Below are 19,222 nucleotides of genomic sequence, written 5' to 3' on the forward strand. Positions count from 1 at the left end.
CAGTAATAAACCAAAGAGTAGTCAGATACCTAGCTTTCTGGTAGTCAATAGGAAGTATTTGTATTTTATAGGTAAAACATGCAGGCCAGCTTGGAAGTCCCTCTTTTAATGGGGATCGACAAGGTGCTTTAGTCCGCTATAAGAGGACGAAATAACAAAATAAAAAAAGGTGTCTCCACTGTCCTCCTAGTTAGGAGCCACAGGGATTCACCCAGTTTTGATATGTTCCTTGCTTTTTAAACGTTTACTTACTCATGGAACCTACAATTTTTCAACGAAGCCTAAAAACTCATCTAGCATTTTATTAGCAGCTTTGATACCACCAGATGTGTTCCAAATAATTTCGTTTACTTGGAAAGCTGTATTTTTCTTCGCTACGTTAAGGCTTTGGAAGAGTGGATCGTTCATCCATTCTTGTTGGTTTTTGGTTCCGCCTTTTTTCTCATCATAATCTGCGTTAAAGAAGAACATGACATCGCCATCTAAGTCATTAATGCGTTCTTTCGTAACGACTTCCATAAAGTTATCTTTATCTTGCGCAGCCGGACGGGCAACACCTAAATCCTTGAGCATTACGCCGGCGAACGTGTCTTTTTGATAAATACGTACTGCATTTGGCAAGAAACGTACAATGGATACTTTTATATTAGCCTTATCGCCCAGTTTTGCTTTAATCTCTTCCACGTGCTTATCATAAGCAGCCATGGATTTTTTACCCTCTTCTTCTTTATTTAAAGCTTTTGCGTACAGCTTGAAGTTTTCTTTCCATTGACCTGCTAAATCTTCAGAGAATACAGTAGGTGCAATGCTTTGCAATTGATCGTAGATTTTTTCCTGACGGCCCTTGTTTCCAATGATTAAATCAGGCTTTAAGGATGCAATTAGCTCAATGTTTGGCTGTGATTCATAGCCTAGCTCGGTTACTCCATCCATTTCGCTTTTAATATGTGGATACCAGCCATCGCCAACACCTGAATTAACAGCACCTACTGGTTTTACCCCAAGTTCTAAAAGTGCTTCTGTGCCTTCATTGGTTAAAATAACGACTCGTTGCGGGGTCCCTTTTATCTCTGTTTTGCCCATCGCGTGTTCTATGGTGTAAGGATCACCTGATGCTGTTGCTGATTCTGTTGGGGTTTTTGCTGGAGCTGATGTTGCAGTGTTGATTGTGCCGCCACAACCGGCTACAAGAAGAGAAAATACCATGCAAAGTAGCATCAATGCAGGAATTTGAAACCATTTTTTTTGAACCATGAATTGACTCTCCCCCTTCATTGTTCTAAATTTGAAAAAAACAAATGATAACAATAATCATTATCAAATATATTTTATATACAATAAATGGTACATGTCAACATAATTTCCAGAATAAATTGTATATACTTACTTTTTTCCGTGTCCGCGATAGAGTAGATAGAGAAAGAATGGTGCCCCAATGATTGCGGTAAAGACTCCAGCAGGTATATCGGCGGGAGAGAATAGCATTCTGCCTGCAAGATCAGCTAGCACTAAAATAACAGCACCTAATAGAGCAGAGGCTGGTATTAACACTCCATAAAGCGAACTGACTAAGCGCCGAGCAATATGGGGTGCAGTAAGTCCAATAAATGATATATTTCCGGCTAGACCTACAGCGGCTCCAGCGAGTGCTACACTGATAAGAATGAGCAAAAAACGGGTTATCTGTACAGGATTGCCCAATCCGGTTGCGATTCCATCACCTAGCGTCAGCACGTTCAGTCTGCGAGCTAGTAGCCAAGCGAGGGGTACAAAAAAGATGATCCAGGGCAAAATAGCTATGACATGCTTCATGGATGTGCCGTAAATGGTACCAGTCAACCAGCCAAGAATCTGAGAAGCTAAATGTGCTGGGCCACTTATTAATAAAAAAGTGGTTAAAGCGGACATGGCCGTAGAAATTCCGATGCCGATCAATACAAGTCGATAAGGCGAAACGCCACCTCTCCAAGCAAATGAATAGTTGATGAAGGCTGTTGCAAAGGCCCCGCCAATAGCAAGAAGCGGTAGCCAATGGATGCTAGCTTGCCCATTGCTAAATGTCATAAAGGCTACGGCTGCCACTGAGCCTCCTCCTGTCACACCTAATAAATCGGGTGAGGCGAGAGGGTTGCGGAAGACTCCTTGCGTAATAGCGCCGGCCACGCCTAGAGCGGCACCAATCATAATGGCCATTAATGTTCTTGGCATTCGTAATTCCAAAATGACGATTTGATTGGTTACATCTCCACCTACAAACGTGGCTAGGATATCTGGTATAGGAATTCGAGTCGTGCCAAAGGCAATGCTTAGTAGTGTGCAGACAATCAATACCAAAAATAGGATAACTAATACAAGTAAATCACGAATAGAAAGCTGAGCGGAGAGGGCTGGTTTATTACTCCGAATGGTTATAAATTTATGCACAAGAGATGGTTTACTCATAGCTACTCCTTCTAGCGATATAAATAAGGAATGGGACGCCTAATAATGCTGTGGCTACGCCAACGGGAACCTCTTTTGGCATCAATAAGAATCGAGAGGCAGTATCGGCTGAAACCAATAAAATAGCCCCGATTAGCCCGCTAAATGGAATCAGCCATTTATGATCAACTCCAACAATATAGCGGCAGATATGAGGGATAATCAGTCCCACAAAAGCAATTGGACCAGCTAAGGAAACAGAGCCGCCTGCTAATAAAATCACCACAAGAATGATGAGAAGCTTAGCAAAAGCAGTATGTAAGCCCAAGCCTTTTGCCATATCATTACCCATTGCCATTAAATTGAGCGCGTGTGAGAGACACAGAGCAATAATCCAACCGATCACCATATAAGGTAAGACCGTGGTAAGATGCTCCATTTTTCGTCCAGTGACAGAGCCTACTAGCCAAAATAAGGCTTGATTTAACGATTCATTATTTATGAGCATAATTCCTGAGGTAAATGAGGAAGCAAATACTGAAGCAGCCGCTCCTGCCAATGTTACTTTGATAGGCAAAAAACCATCCTTGCCCATCGTACCTAGAATCAGTACCAGCACGGCAGTCACACCAGCTCCAACAAAAGCGATCCAGACCATCTGTGTAAGGGTTAAATCCGAGTCAAAGAAAAATAGAGTGAGCACGATAAACAGTACTGCACCAGCATTAATACCGAATAAAGAAGGTGAGGCTAACGGATTTTTTGTTAGATTTTGCATTAAAACGCCAGCAATGGCTAGACTAGCCCCTACACTGGCTGCAATAAAAGCTGCGGGTAATCGAACATCTCTGAGAAGGAGATGTTCCTTTGAACCATCAAATTGGTATAGCATATCGAGCAACATGTGGAAGGTAAACATATGATAGCCGAACAAGATACTCATCAGCATAGAGACTAACAGCAACAAGATACCGGTCAATAATGCCCAGACTTTGGCTCGGCGGCTCTGCAATAAACAAGACATGACAGAGACCCCTCTCTAGAAAAATAGTACATATTAGCATTTTGATTGTAAAAAAATCAGAATATAATGTCAATGAAAATCGTTATCAATTATATGCGGATAAACTTTTTTCTATGAGGATAGCTGACTTCATAGATTGGATCTTGATTTATACATAGTAGTTTGCATTATTGTGTGTATGGGAGGTGAGTATGATGATTTTCACTCGCAAGGTAGCAAGTCAGGCAGATGATGGATTTTTATTTCAGGTATCAAGAGATTGACCATTCAGGTATCTATGTGCAAATGGAGTGGAAAACTTCACAGAAATCAAGCATACAAGAAAAAAGCTAATCCTGTAGAAGAGATTCTCCTCAGGCTCATAAGGCATAAAAAAGCTACCGAAAATTCTCCGGTAGCTCGTTGTTTCTCATGTTATTCGCTAATCGATCTGCATTATTTTTGTGCAGCCGCATTCTGTCCGGCAATGCGACCAAATACGAAAATGTCAGCGATTGCATTACCACCTAGACGATTTTTCCCGTGGATCACGCCGGTTACTTCTCCTGCTGCGTAAAGGCCAGCAATTGCTTTTCCATTGGTATCCAGTACGTGAGTCTCAGGGTCAATGACTAATCCACCCATGGTATGGTGCACGGAAGGAACCGCTTTTTCAATATACCAAGGGCCTTGTGTCATTTCGATTAATTTTCCACGATGATGAAAATCTAGATCTTTACCATTCTTAGCAAATCCATTGACACGGTCAATTGTTTTTTGAAGCTCTGCTATTGGGATGTTAAAATGCTTTGCTGCCTCTTCCAACGTATCAGCTTTCACTAATAAGCCTTCTTTTACAAGCATGTCATATTCATCTTTATGCACGTCTACTGTTTTACCAATATCACCTACAGCTTGATTCCAGACTTGATAGGCATATTTACCCTCCTGAGCAAGAATCGCTTGCGAAATCACATCGCGGCGCTCTAATTCCTCTACAAAGCGTTTACCACTTTGGTTCACTAAAAGAGCTCCATCAAAACGCGTATCCGCTACCAGAGAAATAACACCTGTCTTCGGATTACAGATTGGGTATGTTTGAATACTCTCCATATTTGTGATGGCTGCCCCGATTTTTTCGCTCATCACGATACCGTCGCCAGTTGTACCAGGAGTATCTGTAGACATGTAGCTTTCATCTAAAGTTGGGTTGTATTTCTTACGCATTTCTACATTGGAACCGAATCCACCAGTCGCAACAATAACACCCTTGTTTGCGTTAAAGGTAATTTCTTGACCAGCAGCAGTTTTTGCTTTAACGCCAACGACACGACCTTCGCTATTTTTCAATAACTCTTCCGCTTTTGTTTCCGTTTTTACAGGAATTTGCAGCTGATCCGCTTTTGCTTTTAGTTTTTTGACTACTTCTGCACCAGTGTGACCTTTAGGGATGAGGGCACGAGGCACAGAGTGACCGCCGAATTGGAATAAATGATCTGGTAAAAACTCTACCTTTATTTCATCCCTCAGCCATTCTGCTGCGTTTGTTGCATTATCTGTCAACACACGCACCATAGCAGGATTCCCCACGTTATCCCCGCCTTTTAAGGTGTCTTGGTAGTGGGATTCCTTGCTATCTTTTATGCCTTTTTTTGCTTGTACCCAGTTGTTAGCAGCATTCATTTCTGCGCCGGAAATCAATGTATTACCACCGATGGATGGCATTTTTTCCAGCAGGACTACAGAGGCCCCTGCCTTTTTCGCCTCCATAGCAGCCGCGAAGCCTGCACCACCTGCGCCAATGACTACTACATCGTAATTTTGAACAGCCTCCTCTTTGACTGTTGCCAATGTATCTGCACCTTTAGCAGTTAAGGTTAGTCCGGCTTTACTGACGGCATCCTTCACAGCATTGATATAGCCTTGGCTTGTAAGAGTAGAACCACTTATTGCATCTACCTCTGTGCTATTTTTGGCAATGATTTGGTCTCGCAATTTCTTGTATACGGGCTCGGATAATACTTCATTTTCTTTTTGTTCGAGAACTTTAATATCTGAAAGCTCGTTGTTTGTTACTGTTACCTCAACCTTGATTGGGCCATGTTTACCATCAGCTTGACCGATCGCTTTCACAGAATCACCTTTTGCTGGGGTGGTGCCTTGACCGCTACATCCAGCCATGGCTACTATGATTGCCATACTTAAGAAAAGCAGAAAAATCCTTGATAAACCCTTCAAGACGATAACCTCCTTGGATATATGTATAGTAATGAGAAGGGAGAGTAGGAAAAAATCTAAAGCAGAAATGCATGATTGCAACCATACTCGTGGTCGGTTCACCATGATTGTAATAACCATTCATAAAAGCTTAAGTGAAAAAAATCACAATTTACGGATAGTGCCATCCCGTACATGTACGATGTAATTCTAAAGCGCTTTCATACCAGGTGTTTTAAGCGATTGTGTTTAATCTGTGAAGTTATGCTGACGAGATTTTAGGATGAAGAATTGTACCATAAGTCTTAAAATTCCAACTAAGCTTCCATCTGTTACAATGAGAAGAGACGATGATGCTACAGGTGATAAAGGAGACGTATTCATGAAACGGAAATATGCAGATGTGACAGGGTGGACAACAGTGATAGACAAGCATTTTATACCATTGGCCCAACGTGGAGAGTACTTTGACGGCAGCATTACTGGTCTCGTTCTCACAAAAATGGAGGAACCATACTGGGTAACGTGTAACGGACAAGACATTTGTATCGCTGATGATGGATACGTCTGGATACAATGCTTTCCTGCGGGGCGGCATTATGTCATGACTGCGATGATAGATGAGACAGGTAAGGTAGTCTACTTCTATTTTGATATTGTTCTTAGGCATGCTATAGGGGAAAATGGTGTTCCTTGGTATGATGATCTGTATCTAGATTTAGCAATGATGCCTTCTGGGAGTACTGAAGTTTTGGATGAGGATGAACTGGAGGAAGCGTTCCAAAACAACACGATTAGTGAGTGGGAGCGTGATTTGGCCGTAATGGAAATGGAACGGCTGGTCACAGAGGTAGCAAATGATACATGTATCTTACCAAAGCTGGTGCTAGCTCATGCTACAAAATGGCGAGATATCGTCCTGCAAGGAAAAGAATCCTCCCAATAAAGGAGGATTCCTTCTGTATTATTTAGCAGGTGGCTCGACCTTCATTCTAGGAACCTCTGGCTTGCCTAGCGGATTGTTGTACAGATAGTCTGGCACTTCTCCCACGACAAGAGAGTTGGTAATGGGAATGGAGGTTGTGACAATGGTTTGATCAGTTGCAAAAGGTATGATCACTTGCAAACGAACTTCTACTTGCAGATAGATTGTTACCATAACCATATTAATCCCAGCTTCGGATAGCTTAGGATCAAGCCATGTTTTTGCAGAACCAACAGGGCTAAAGGTGATCGGTAATTTAGGCCCCGTATCGGACAAGAAGGAGCTGCCTGAGGCTAATCCAAGAGGTACGCGAGCTTCAACTTTTTCACTTTCAAACTCTTTTAGTTTGTTTTTAATGCGTTGATTGGCTTCCCCCATGATTTTTGAATATCCTTGAAAATTAAAATTGATAGCGCGTATTTTATTATCGCTATCCTTTTCAATGTCTAGAACTTCGGCCGTATTCATATCAATTTGAGCGATCTTTTTGGTCACCGCGTCTGCGATGGCCTCTTTGGCAATTTGCTCAGATTTCTGTTTGGCGATCACTAATAAAGTAGGTTTAATTTTTTGCTCTAGGAAGACGATACTCTGGATGATGATTGCAAGAAAGACAATGAAGGTAATAAAAAAAATTTTCTTTTTTGACGTCCGAATGCGCCGGCGTCTCATGCGAATAGCCATCTAGATCACCCCATCTGTAGACTATATGTTACAAATAGGGAGAAACATGACAGCTTGCCTTGGGTTCATGCAAAGAACTTCATTTATGAAGTGGGAATATTTCGTTTATAATGAACAGTAAGTCAGAAAAAAGGAGAGAAGCGCATGCCCTATAAGGTTATCTTTTTTGATATGGATGGCACGTTGTTAAATGAGCAAAAGCAGATTCCAGAGGATACTCGAAAATCACTCTGTCAGCTTCAGGATAACGGGATTCATACGGTTATTGCTACTGGGCGCTCACCGTTTCATGTTCGTGAGTTCGCAGAAGATTTAGGAATTGAGACACTGGTGTGCTTTAATGGTGCTTATGTAGAGCACAAAGGGGAAGTGGTCTATTCTACTCCTATTGATGTTAATAGTATTGAGAAACTATACCAGCTTGTGATGGCACGTAATCATGCACTTGTGTATTTGAGTGACGACTCCTTTTATGCGACACATGAGGGAAATGAGATGGTGAATCGTGCCGTTTCTTCTATTCTATTTGACCCACCCGGCATGAATGCAGAGGTATTCCGTAACAAGCCGATTTACCAATGCTGGCTTCATTGTGCTGAAGGGGAAGAAGGGGTCTACGAGCAAGACGATGCGCTTCAAAACGTGCGTTTTTTCCGTTGGCATGATGTGTCCTTGGATGTGATGCCAAAGGATGGCTCTAAAGCAAAAGGCATTGAAGCCTTGCTACAGTACCTTACAGTAGATCGATCAGAAGCGATAGCCTTTGGTGATGGCAAGAATGACATTGAGATGATTCAATTTGTAGGAATGGGAGTAGCGATGGGGAATGCGCATCCTGACGTATTTCCACACGCAAACTACATGACGAAGCACGTAGATGAGGGCGGTATTAGCCATGCTTTAAAGGAATTGAACATCTTGTTATAGAGGAAAGCCGACCGTCTTCATCTGGGACGATCGGCTTTATTTCATTAGCTAGATAAATTGTCATTTTACCTGTGATTTACCACACATCTGCTGGTCTTTTTCTATACTATACTCGGTCTGTACACAGATAAAAAAAGCAGTAAAATCCTTGGTATATCAGTGCTTTACATGAAGTAAAAATAGATTATGCAACGAATGTAGAATCACGTAGAGTTATTTTTGTGCATTATTTCACAAACAAATATAGAAGATTTTGGGAGGATTGTCTATGAAGAAGCAACGTCTCGTATTAATTGGAAATGGTATGGCTGGCGTCAATGTTATTGAACAAATCTTAAAGCACAACAAAGAGATGCATCATATCACAATCATAGGAAACGAACCGCATCCTAACTACAATCGCATTATGCTTTCGTATGTGCTGGAAGGCAGTAAAACGATTGATGACATCGTGTTAAATGACTATAGCTGGTATAAAGATAATCAGATTGATCTACAAACAGGTACAGCGGTGACCCGTATTGATACCGAAGCGAAAAAGGTGTATACGGATAACGGATCGGTATTTTCTTACGATCAAGCCATTATCGCTACTGGCTCTCAACCATTTGTTTTACCTATACCTGGTGCGGATAAACAAGGAGTAATTGGCTTTAGAGACATTCAGGATTGCAATCAGATGATGGAAGCTGCTAAGACCTGTAAAAAAGCTGCCGTAATTGGTGGCGGTCTGTTGGGCTTGGAAGCAGCTAAGGGCTTGGTTCATTTGGGGATGGAAGCAACGGTCGTGCATTTAGGCGATGTTTTGATGGAACGGCAACTGGATGATATAGCAGCAAACATGCTAAAAGAAGAACTAGAGCGTCAGGGAATCCGATTTGCAATGGAAAAACAAACTGTAGAGCTACTTGGGGACGAGCGTGTCACGGGACTGCGTTTTGCAGATGGAAGTGTATTGGACGCCGATTTTGTTGTAATGGCAGTGGGAATCGTACCGAATACCAGCGTGGCCAAAGCAAGTAATATTGAGGTAGCACGAGGGATTGTTGTAAATGACCTGCTACAAACATCTGCACCAGATGTGTATGCGGTTGGGGAATGTACCCAGCATCGCGGACTTTGCTACGGTTTGGTAGCTCCTTTATTTGAACAGGGTGCTATATTAGCCAAGCATTTATGTGAAATAGAGACGAAGGGCTATGAAGGCTCCGTTGTATCTACTAAATTAAAAATTTCTGGAGTTGATGTATTTTCAGCAGGTGAATTTCAGGATCAAGCGGATATGACCATCGTACGTATGCAGGATGATTGGAAGAAAATCTATAAGAAAATTCTGATTCGAGACAACAAAATTGTCGGGGGGATCCTATTCGGCGATGTTAGTGAGTCTGCTCGCTTACAAAAGCTGGTCAACACCCAGACAGAAATGACGGACGAGGTGTACGCTTCCATAATGGGCGGAGGCGCTTGTTGTGGTGGAGGAAATCAAGCAGCTTTAGTAGCCGAGATGTCTGATGAAGAGATCATCTGCGGCTGTAACGGTGTCACAAAAGGCAGTATCGTGACAGCGATAAAGGAACAAGGCTGCTCAACTGTAGATGAAATAAAAGCCTGCACAGGTGCAGCACGGTCCTGCGGGGGATGTAAGCCAATGGTGGAACAAGTGTTGCAATATGTGCTGGGAGATCAATTTGATATCAATGCGAATAAACAGGGAATCTGTGGATGTACTACGTTAAGCCGTGATGAAATCGTAGCTCAGATACAAGAGATGGGTCTTACTACGATTAAAGAAGTAATGCATGTATTAGCATGGAAAAATCCAGAAGGCTGCTCCAAATGCCGTCCTGCATTGAACTATTACTTAGGGATGATTCATCCGACAACGTATCAGGACGAAAAAGCTTCTCGCTTTGTGAATGAACGTTTAAACGCTAACATTAATAAAGACGGTACTTATACGGTAGTACCACGTATGTACGGCGGGGTAACGACAGCGGAGGATTTGAAAAAGATTGCTGATGTTGCTGTGAAATATGATGTGAAAATGGTCAAAATGACAGGTGGACAGCGAATCGACCTGGTGGGTGTACAGAAGGAGGATTTACCAAAAGTCTGGGCAGAGCTTGATATGCCGTCTGGTTATGCTTATGCCAAAGCCTTGCGCACAGTGAAAACCTGCGTTGGTTCTCGTTTCTGTCGATTTGGGACTGTTGATTCGATTGGGATGGGTATTGCTTTGGAGAAAAAATTCGAGCGTCTCGATATGCCGGCTAAATTTAAAATGGCGGTAAACGGTTGTCCGCGTAACTGTGCCGAGTCCTGCACAAAGGATATCGGGATTGTCGGTAACGATGGCGGATGGGAAATCTATGTTGGCGGTAATGGCGGTATTAAAGCACGTGTTGCTGATTTATTGTGCAAAGTAAAAAACGATGAGGAATTAATTGAGATTTGCGGAGCAGTCATCCAATACTATCGTGAAACAGGCAAGTATTTAGAACGTACTTCTGAATGGGTCGAGCGAATGGGATTAGAAATGATCCATAAAAATGTGGTCGAGGATGTAGAGAATCGTCAGCAGCTATTTGCTCGTATCGAATTAGCGCTTGCCCAAGTCCAAGACCCGTGGCAAAAAGTACTACAGGATCAAGAAACCAGAACAAAGTTGTTTGAACCAATTAAGGTGGAAAGCCTGTCATAGTACAGAAATGATAATGGACCAATGTCATGAAAAAAGGGGGAAAACAGCATGGGAGATTTCACTAAAACAATAACGATTGGACGAGTGGAAGAGTTCCCTGTTCAACTGGGGAGAGTGGTACAGATCGGAGAGGAGCAAGTCTGCGTCTTTCGATTGTCGGATGGGAGTATGTATGCGCTTGAGGATAAAAGTCCGTATCGAGGAGGACCTTTATCAGAAGGGATCGTTTCTGGCAAATATGTCTACGATCCTCTCTATGATTGGAAGATTTGCTTAGAGAGCGGTCAGGTTCAGGCGCCTGACACAGGCCAGGTCAAAACCTATCCATTACAGGTAATAGATGATATTGTTTCGATTCATATGGAGTGCAGGTAAAATGAGTGATACAGGTATATAACCTGTATCATTTTTCTTTTTTTAGGATCCAAAATGTGTTATATATCAACGGTTTTTAGTGTTAAAACAGTTTTATAAATGAAATGAAACAAATTTGTGAACCATATCACAAAATGGGTGTATATGTGATCTTTTTCACACACCGAGGCGCAATCTCTCTTGTATGATGAAACTGTAAAGAGCAGTTGTTCAGAATCGAAACAAGCTCTTTTACGAAATAAATCCTTCAATAGCTTTTTAATCATATAGATGGCCTTCGTTACAGGCAGAGACACCTCATGTAAAGAGTTGTGCTGCCGAGTACAGAACAACGAGCCAATACTTGAGGAGGTATGTAAGATGGCGATTCAAGAGAAAGACCTGCAAACATTTGAACACGCATGGAGAGGCTTTAAGCCAGGGAAATGGATGAAAACGATTGATACTCGTGACTTCATTGAAGAAAACATCACTCCTTACCATGGCGATGATAAATTTTTGGCTGGTGCTACTGCTAATACAAAAGCACTATGGGACATCATCTCTGACTTAACAAAAAAAGAACGTGAAAATGGTGGGGTTCTTGATGTAGATGTTAACACTCCTTCTACTATTACATCCCATAAACCAGGTTATTTGGATAAGGATAAAGAAAAGGTTGTAGGCTTACAAACAGACGAACCATTCAAGCGCTCGCTTCAGCCTTTCGGTGGAATCCGCATGATGATTGATGCTTGCAAAGCGTACGGCTTTGAAGTGCCGGAATCAATCATTCAGTTGTTTACCGATATTCGCAAAACACATAACCAAGGTGTATTCGATGCCTATACAGAAGAAATGAAAAAGGCTCGTCGTGCAGGTATTATCACAGGTCTTCCAGATGCTTACGGTCGCGGCCGCATCATTGGTGACTACCGTCGCGTAGCTTTATATGGTGTTGATCGCCTAATCGCTGAGAAAAAAGGCGACCTCCAACAATTAGAAGTAGATGCTTTAACAGAAGATGTTATTCGTTTACGGGAAGAAATCTCCGAACAAATTCGCTCCCTTCAAGAACTAAAATTGATGGCAAAAGAACATGGCTTTGATATCTCTGTGCCTGCTAAGAACGCACATGAGGCATTCCAATGGCTATACTTTGCCTACCTAGCTGCTATTAAAGAACAAAATGGAGCCGCAATGAGCTTAGGACGTGTGTCCTCATTCTTAGATGCTTACATTGAGCGTGATCTTGCTGAGGGTACATTGACAGAAGAAGCGGCACAGGAATTAGTTGATCATTTCGTCATGAAGCTGCGCATTGTTAAATTCCTGCGTACTCCTGATTACAATGAGTTATTCTCCGGCGATCCAACCTGGGTAACTGAATCCATCGCTGGGATGTCGTTAAGTGGCAAAACTCGTACAACGAAAAACTCTTTCCGTTTCTTGCATACACTTTATAATCTTGGTCCGGCTCCAGAGCCAAACTTGACTGTTCTTTGGTCTAAAGATCTTCCTGAGAACTTCAAAAAGTTCTGCTCAAAAGTATCCATTGAAACAAGCTCTATCCAATACGAAAACGACGATTTGATGCGTCCATACTTTGGTGACGATTATGGTATCGCATGCTGCGTATCCGCAATGAGAATTGGTAAGCAAATGCAATTCTTTGGCGCACGTGCTAACCTTGCGAAAGCACTGCTTTATACAATTAATGGTGGTGTGGATGAGAAATCAGGCGTACAGGTAGGACCTCAATTCGCTCCTATTACTTCCGAAGTGCTTGATTTTGATGAAGTCATGGCGAAGTTCGACAATGTTATGGAGTGGCTCGCGAAGCTATACATGAATACATTAAACGTAATTCATTACATGCATGATAAATACTCTTATGAGCGTATTGAAATGGCATTGCACGATCGTGAAATCCTCCGCACGATGGCTTGCGGTATCGCTGGTTTATCCGTAGTAGCAGACTCCTTATCTGCTATCAAGTATGCGAAAGTAAAACCGATTCGTAATGAACAAGGTATTGCGGTCGATTTCGAAGCAGAAGGCGAATATCCTCAATATGGTAATAACGATGATCGTGTTGACTCCATCGCAATTGATATCATGGAGCGCTTCATGAACAAAATTCGTAAGCATAAAGCCTACCGTAATGCATTGCCAACAATGTCAGTACTCACAATCACCTCCAACGTAGTTTATGGTAAAAAGACAGGTACGACTCCAGATGGACGTCAAGCTGGTGAACCATTTGCACCGGGTGCGAACCCAATGCATGGACGCGATAAAAAAGGTGCTTTGGCATCCTTGTCTTCCGTAGCTAAACTTCCGTATGAGCATAGCTTGGATGGTATCTCTAATACATTCTCAATCGTGCCAAAAGCGTTGGGTAAAGACCTAGAATCTCGGGTTACTAATATGGTTGCGATGATGGACGGTTACATGACGCCAGATGGCGGTCATCACCTAAATGTAAACGTATTTGACCGTGAACAATTGCTGGATGCGATGGAACGCCCAGAAGATTATCCACAATTAACAATTCGCGTATCCGGTTATGCGGTTAACTTCATCAAATTGACTCGTGAACAGCAATTAGATGTTATCAACCGTACTTTCCATGGCAAAATCTAGGCTTACATGTATCCCGACTGTTTCCGAGGCAGCTAGCTGGCTGCTTCGGACAACAGCAAGGGAAGGAAAGTGACGGAGCATGACACACTAACTTAGAACAGCTTTCCTTCTCTTGCTGTTGTGTAGAAAGGATTGATCAACATGAAAGGTCGAATTCACTCCCTTGAAACATTTGGTACTGTAGACGGTCCAGGTATTCGATTTGTCTTATTTTTGCAAGGCTGTGCTTTAAAATGCAAATTTTGTCATAATGCAGATACATGGGATACAAGCGGTGGAACAGAGATGACGGTAGACGAGGTCTTGGCTGAAATTGAACCCTATCTGAATTACTATCGCAACTCTGGTGGAGGTCTGACAGTCACAGGCGGCGAGCCGACCTTACAAGCTCCTTTTGTAACGGAGGTATTTACTGCTGTTAAAGAAAAATGGGGTCTTCACACTACGCTAGATTCTTCAGGCTTCTGTGACACAGCTAAGGCGGATAAATTACTGGAAGTGACCGATTTGGTCCTTCTTGATCTAAAACAAATGAACCGTGAAAAGCATATCTGGCTTACCAGCCAACCAAATGATCGGACATTAGCATTTGCCAAGTTTTTATCTGATCGCGGCAAAAAAATGTGGATTCGTCACGTGTTAATCCCAGGTATTACGGATTCGGCTAGTCATTTGCTTGAAATGGGGGAATTTATCGGCTCCCTACAAGGTGTGGAAAAAGTAGAAATTCTACCTTACCATGAAATGGGTGTATATAAATGGGAGGAGCTAGGCAAAGCGTATCCACTGAAAGGACAGCGCTCTCCCTCAGAGGAAGAAGTTAAACGTGCCTATGAATTAATTGAGAAAGGCAGAACCAATCAGCTTCAAGTCATTAAATAATAGACAGTTGATAAAGCCAAACTCTCCACTCTGGATTCAGGAGGGTTTGGCTAATTTTATTGTGACAAATAATCCGGCATGCAATCTTTTACTTGCTCAGTCTTTTTTCCGCTATTAAGTTAACTTTTGTCAACATTCCTCATGATGAAATTAGATTTTCATTTTGTTGAATACGAAAGAGACCATTTAAGTATTAAGTCATGAACAAGATATTGTGGATTGATAAAAGATAGTCCATTGATAGAATGGATTTTGGAAGCATATAAGATTTTAACAAAATCATAGTAAATTTTTCCTAGGAGGATCGGGAATTCCCCGGTCTTTTTTCTTGCGGACGAGCAAAAAACCTATTATTGACAAAAATGTAAATTAAATATAAGGTTTAAATGAAAAAATCAAATTTTATTAAGGGAGGTAACAAAATGTCAAGAATGACGGAAACAATCGTTTCTGAAAGAGCAAGAGAGATGCAGAAGCAGGTAATGCAAAAATTCCGTTCCAAAATTAGTCCTTCTCTAGCAAAGATTGTGAAACAATCTCAGGGTGTAGCCAAGCAATTTGTACCAAGTCCCTATGAAGCATTAGAATACGGCACAGAAAAGCCTTTTGAAGAGGGCAAAAATAATAAAGGAATATATGGACTTGAAAGAATATACGAGGATCGAGCGGTTTTAACTCCTTATTTTGAATGTTCTGCCTATTGCAGATACTGTTTTAAGAAAACCCGTACTTTAGCGGGAGAAGCCAAGCGGATGTCAGATGAAAACATTGCAGATGCGATCAACTATATAAGCAATGATGATCGGATTAAAACGGTATTAATTACCGGCGGGGACCCGTTTCTCGATGTAACATTACTGCATAAGGTTCTACAGCAAATCAAGGAAATTGATCATGTACGAAACATCCGGGTAGGTACCAGGAATATTTTATTTGCTCCCGAAAACATCACGGATGAAACAGCAGAGATGTTATCAGAATTTAATCAAATTAACTACGAAAATCCACGTTTATCCAAGAACCTTTCCATTGGTTTATCACTAAATCACCCAGATGAACTTACCCCAGAAGTTATTCGCGCTGCCCAAAAGATCATTTCTCGAGGTATTACCATAAGAGGACAAATTGTTTTGATGAAAGATATTAATGATAATACCAAAACGATGCGGGAATTAATAGAGCTGTTTCTCTGTAATGGGATTGTGCCTTATTATCTGTTCCACTGTATGGCTGTAGTCGGAGCTAAGCATTTCCGTACATCAGTCCAGAAGGGAATTGATATTATACGTGAACTATCCGCTTTCTCTGGAAGCATTGCTCCGCATTATGTTTATGTAACCCCAATTGGTAAGCATCGAGTCGGTACGAATTCCCAACTCGATTATGTAGAGATTGATGGTCAACGGTATATTCGTTCCACTACACCATATAAAGCGGCTGATTTCTTACATTTCTCTGATAACACGATGCTGCCACCTCTCCACGAAATAAATGAAAACGGATACATTGTGTCTCATTATCTTGACGGGGATGATAATCCAATGGAGGCATTGATATGAAAGAATTAATCGTATTTATTGAAAATCTCTCGGTAGTTCCTACCATTAATCGCGCTGTTCATGTTACGAAAATGGGGTACCAGTGTGCAATCATTACTCGCCCTCTCACAGAGCATGAAAGAACGAAAATCGCTCAATTAGAAGAAGAAAACCACATTCCTGCTTTATTTGCCGAAATAATTGAGACTACTGATTTTGGCTATGAGGAATTAGAAAAAAAGATGTGCATGCTTGAGGAAGCATATAAAATTTCTGCTGTACTTAGTATTCTTGGGTTATTTTCAAGCGCCGGTTTATTAGGGGCTGATGTCGCTAAGATAGCAGAAAAAAGAGGACTACCCTCTCAGGACTCAGATGCATTGTATCGTACAAATAACAAATACCTTATGCGTGACGCACTAAGACATGCTGGAGTGCTAACGGTTGATTATGGACTAGCAGTCGATGTGGATTCAGCAGTCGCCCATGCGGAACGGATTGGCTATCCGGTGATTTTAAAGCCGATTAACGGAGTTGCTTCGCATTTAATTCTCAAATCCCATAATCAACAAGAGGTAAGGGATAATTTTACATACGCCCTGCAAAAGCTGCCTGACTGTAATTATTCCAATCTTTATGCATCCTGTCACACCTATGCAACGAAGGATGGGAAGCTTATTGATTTTAATCCGATGGGTTGCATGCTAGTGGAAAAATATATGAATGGTCGGGAAGCTAGTGTAGAGATGGTGATCACAGAGAAGGAAATCATTCCTCTACTTGTGCATGATAAGCTAAAAGTCACAGAAGAAAAGCAGGTGTTCTATGAGCATCTTCTGGTCGTTCCCCCACTTCGCTTTACGGAGAAGGAAGTTGAGGAGCTAAAGAATTATGCAGTGGAAGCCGTTCGCGCTGTTGGCTTAAAGAATTCGTTGTCCCATGTTGAATTACGCTATGACGAAGAATTAGGGCCACAGGTATTAGAAATCAATCCGCGTATAGGTGGTATGTGTGTTAAGGATAGCTTAGAAACAATGCTTGGATTTGATTCTGTAAAAGCCCAATTGGGAATTGCTTTAGGAACCTTTGAATTACCGACTCTACCAAACCAGAAACAAACTCCTCATGCCATGTTTACTTTATATCCAAAGGAGAGCGGGATTCTTCGAGCGGTAAACGGACTAGAGGAGCTTGAAAAAATTCCTGGGGTATTACGAGTAACACAAGTCTATCCGATAGGAGCAGAGATAAGAGGGGACGAGGAAGAAGTATTTCTAGTTATGTGCTGGATGCGTGGAGAAAGCTATGAACATATTGAACAGGTATATGAAAAGGCGTGCGAGCTAGTCACGTTTGAAATCGAGAAATTGGTTAAGGTGTAGGAGGAAAGAACATGACAACAACAATTCCAGCAGGACAGAATAATAAAATGCGGTACATTTACCAGTTGATTGCTGGAAGAACCATTTCAGATATAGGCAGTTATTTAGATATGATTGCTCTAAATCTGTATGTGTACCTATTAACGGGCAGTGCTGTTTACATGGGATTATTTATGGCTGTTCGTTTATTGGGAAGCTTTTTAGCAGGTTTTTATTCTGGTATGCTAGCAGATAAATTTAACCGTAAAAAGCTAATGATTATTAGTGACGTTGTGCGGTTTTGTCTCCTATTTTCTCTATTTATTACACCACAAGAATATCATTTTTATATGCTGTATGTTGTGATCTTTGGTATGGGAATGTTTAGCTCGATGTTTAACGTATCCATGCAATCCAGTATTCCTATGCTTGTTTCACCAGAAAATAGAGTAAGAGCCAACGCTTTATTACAGTCTTGGCAAGCCATTGCCATGGTTGTCGGGATGCTATCAAGTGGGATTCTCATTAATCTGTTAAGCTATCAAAATATTTTCTTGCTTGACTCCCTGACGTATTTGCTTTCGGCTGTGAACCTAATTAGCCTGCCCATTAAAACGAATGAAAAACGAACCCAATCAGATCAAAAGGCTTCGTTTTTTTCAGAGTTTTCGTTTATTTATCGGTATTTACGTGTAATTCCTGTTTTATTATCTTTAATGACGATTCGATTATTTGATACTTTTGGTTCCGCAGCGCATAATGTAGGGATACCGATTTATTCGTCTATGATTAAGCCGGACAATCCCTCTATGATTATGGGCTTTATATGGGGAATCTGGGCAATTGGGAATCTTGTCGGTTCTCGTTTTATGAGTAGGCATTCTAAAAATGCTAAGGAAGTATTCACCGAAAAAGCATTTGGAATCTCGACAATTTTAATGTCGTTCTTCTTTATTTTACTGTTTGCGTTCTCTACAACGTATCTTCTGCTTATCTGTGCTTTCCTAGCGGGAGTATCTGATGGTATATCGGCCATTTGCTATAACTCACGCCTACAGCAGGTATCTGATGATAAGCGTGGCCGTGTTTTTGGAGTATCCTCCACATTGCAAACCATTGGATTTGCGTTTGGAATGCTAATTTGTTCCCCTTTATTTGAAATCATGCTGCCGATATGGGTAGTAGGTATCCTACATGGTGTACCTATGGTCATGGCGCTGATATTCACGATCTATTTCTATCGGAAATGGAAAGCACCAACTGAACTCACTTCATAATAAAAAGAAGAGATCAACTTGGCACCGCCAAATGCAGCGGTGCCTTTTGTATCGAGGCGTCGGGTTATACACTCTAACATCTTGCTTTTAACCTTTACCTAGTTTTGCGATATCGTTTACAGTCAAAAAATTTTTTTCGGTAAAAAAAGCATACTATTCTAGCAGGAAACAGGTACAATGAGAGCTAAGACTTATACATAACAGGCGAGTTTTGCCAAGACAA

General features: G+C 41.5%; 14 protein-coding genes. 9 read left to right on the forward strand and 5 right to left on the reverse strand.

The genetic code is table 11. From position 1 onward, the window contains the following. Positions 1–261: 261 nt before the first annotated feature. The 4 genes from AYJ08_RS00180 to AYJ08_RS00195 form a co-directional block, all read right to left on the reverse strand. A complete protein-coding gene (locus tag AYJ08_RS00180; protein ID WP_064016106.1) occupies positions 262–1,254 on the reverse strand; it encodes an ABC transporter substrate-binding protein in 993 nt (330 codons plus the stop codon). A gap of 129 nt (positions 1,255–1,383) precedes the next feature. Continuing rightward, on the reverse strand, positions 1,384–2,442 hold the full coding sequence (locus tag AYJ08_RS00185; protein WP_064016107.1) for a FecCD family ABC transporter permease: 1,059 nt from the start codon (positions 2,440–2,442) through the stop codon (positions 1,384–1,386). Beyond that, positions 2,435–3,445 carry a FecCD family ABC transporter permease gene (locus AYJ08_RS00190; RefSeq protein ID WP_064016108.1) on the reverse strand — a complete coding sequence of 337 codons (1,011 nt, stop codon included), beginning with the start codon at positions 3,443–3,445 and terminating at the stop codon, positions 2,435–2,437. Before AYJ08_RS00190 ends, AYJ08_RS00185 begins: the two co-directional genes overlap by 8 nt. Before the next feature lie 435 nt (positions 3,446–3,880). Next, positions 3,881–5,662 (reverse strand): flavocytochrome c, encoded by a 1,782-nt coding sequence (locus tag AYJ08_RS00195; protein WP_064016109.1) that lies wholly within the window; start codon positions 5,660–5,662, stop codon positions 3,881–3,883. Between the two features lie 361 nt (positions 5,663–6,023). Between AYJ08_RS00195 and AYJ08_RS00200 the strand changes: the two genes are divergently transcribed. Next, positions 6,024–6,587 (forward strand): ribonuclease FAU-1 family protein, encoded by a 564-nt coding sequence (locus AYJ08_RS00200; protein WP_064016171.1) that lies wholly within the window; start codon positions 6,024–6,026, stop codon positions 6,585–6,587. Positions 6,588–6,605: 18 nt separating this feature from the next. On the opposite strand, the gene yunB is transcribed toward AYJ08_RS00200, so the two are convergent. After that, positions 6,606–7,310 carry a sporulation protein YunB gene (yunB, locus tag AYJ08_RS00205; RefSeq protein ID WP_064016110.1) on the reverse strand — a complete coding sequence of 235 codons (705 nt, stop codon included), beginning with the start codon at positions 7,308–7,310 and terminating at the stop codon, positions 6,606–6,608. Positions 7,311–7,454: 144 nt separating this feature from the next. On the opposite strand from yunB, the gene AYJ08_RS00210 reads away from it, so the two are divergent. From AYJ08_RS00210 to AYJ08_RS00245, 8 genes are all read left to right on the forward strand, one after another. Further along, positions 7,455–8,237 (forward strand): Cof-type HAD-IIB family hydrolase, encoded by a 783-nt coding sequence (locus AYJ08_RS00210; protein WP_064016111.1) that lies wholly within the window; start codon positions 7,455–7,457, stop codon positions 8,235–8,237. Between the two features lie 268 nt (positions 8,238–8,505). Further along, the gene (gene nirB / locus AYJ08_RS00215; protein WP_064016112.1) at positions 8,506–10,941 is read left to right on the forward strand and encodes a nitrite reductase large subunit NirB; all 2,436 of its coding nucleotides are present in this window, start codon (positions 8,506–8,508) and stop codon (positions 10,939–10,941) included. A 48-nt stretch (positions 10,942–10,989) separates the two neighbouring features. Beyond that, on the forward strand, positions 10,990–11,316 hold the full coding sequence (gene nirD / locus AYJ08_RS00220) for a nitrite reductase small subunit NirD (protein WP_031410982.1): 327 nt from the start codon (positions 10,990–10,992) through the stop codon (positions 11,314–11,316). 360 nt (positions 11,317–11,676) lie between these two features. Continuing rightward, the gene (gene pflB / locus AYJ08_RS00225; protein ID WP_064016113.1) at positions 11,677–13,941 is read left to right on the forward strand and encodes a formate C-acetyltransferase; all 2,265 of its coding nucleotides are present in this window, start codon (positions 11,677–11,679) and stop codon (positions 13,939–13,941) included. A gap of 141 nt (positions 13,942–14,082) precedes the next feature. After that, positions 14,083–14,823, forward strand: a complete 741-nt coding sequence (gene pflA, locus AYJ08_RS00230) for a pyruvate formate-lyase-activating protein (protein ID WP_064016114.1) — start codon at positions 14,083–14,085, stop codon at positions 14,821–14,823. A gap of 422 nt (positions 14,824–15,245) precedes the next feature. Then, positions 15,246–16,382 (forward strand): KamA family radical SAM protein, encoded by a 1,137-nt coding sequence (locus tag AYJ08_RS00235; protein ID WP_064016115.1) that lies wholly within the window; start codon positions 15,246–15,248, stop codon positions 16,380–16,382. Beyond that, positions 16,379–17,743: an ATP-grasp domain-containing protein gene (locus tag AYJ08_RS00240; RefSeq protein ID WP_064016116.1), complete on the forward strand. Its 1,365-nt coding sequence runs from the start codon at positions 16,379–16,381 to the stop codon at positions 17,741–17,743. The genes AYJ08_RS00235 and AYJ08_RS00240 overlap by 4 nt, the downstream gene beginning before the upstream one ends. Before the next feature lie 11 nt (positions 17,744–17,754). Next, complete coding sequence (locus tag AYJ08_RS00245) at positions 17,755–18,999, forward strand: MFS transporter (protein WP_064016117.1); 1,245 nt, start codon at positions 17,755–17,757, stop codon at positions 18,997–18,999. The last annotated feature ends 223 nt before the right edge of the window (positions 19,000–19,222 follow it).

Origin of the sequence: Brevibacillus sp. SKDU10, assembly GCF_001645205.1 — a bacterium.
Classification (GTDB): domain Bacteria; phylum Bacillota; class Bacilli; order Brevibacillales; family Brevibacillaceae; genus Brevibacillus_B; species Brevibacillus_B halotolerans.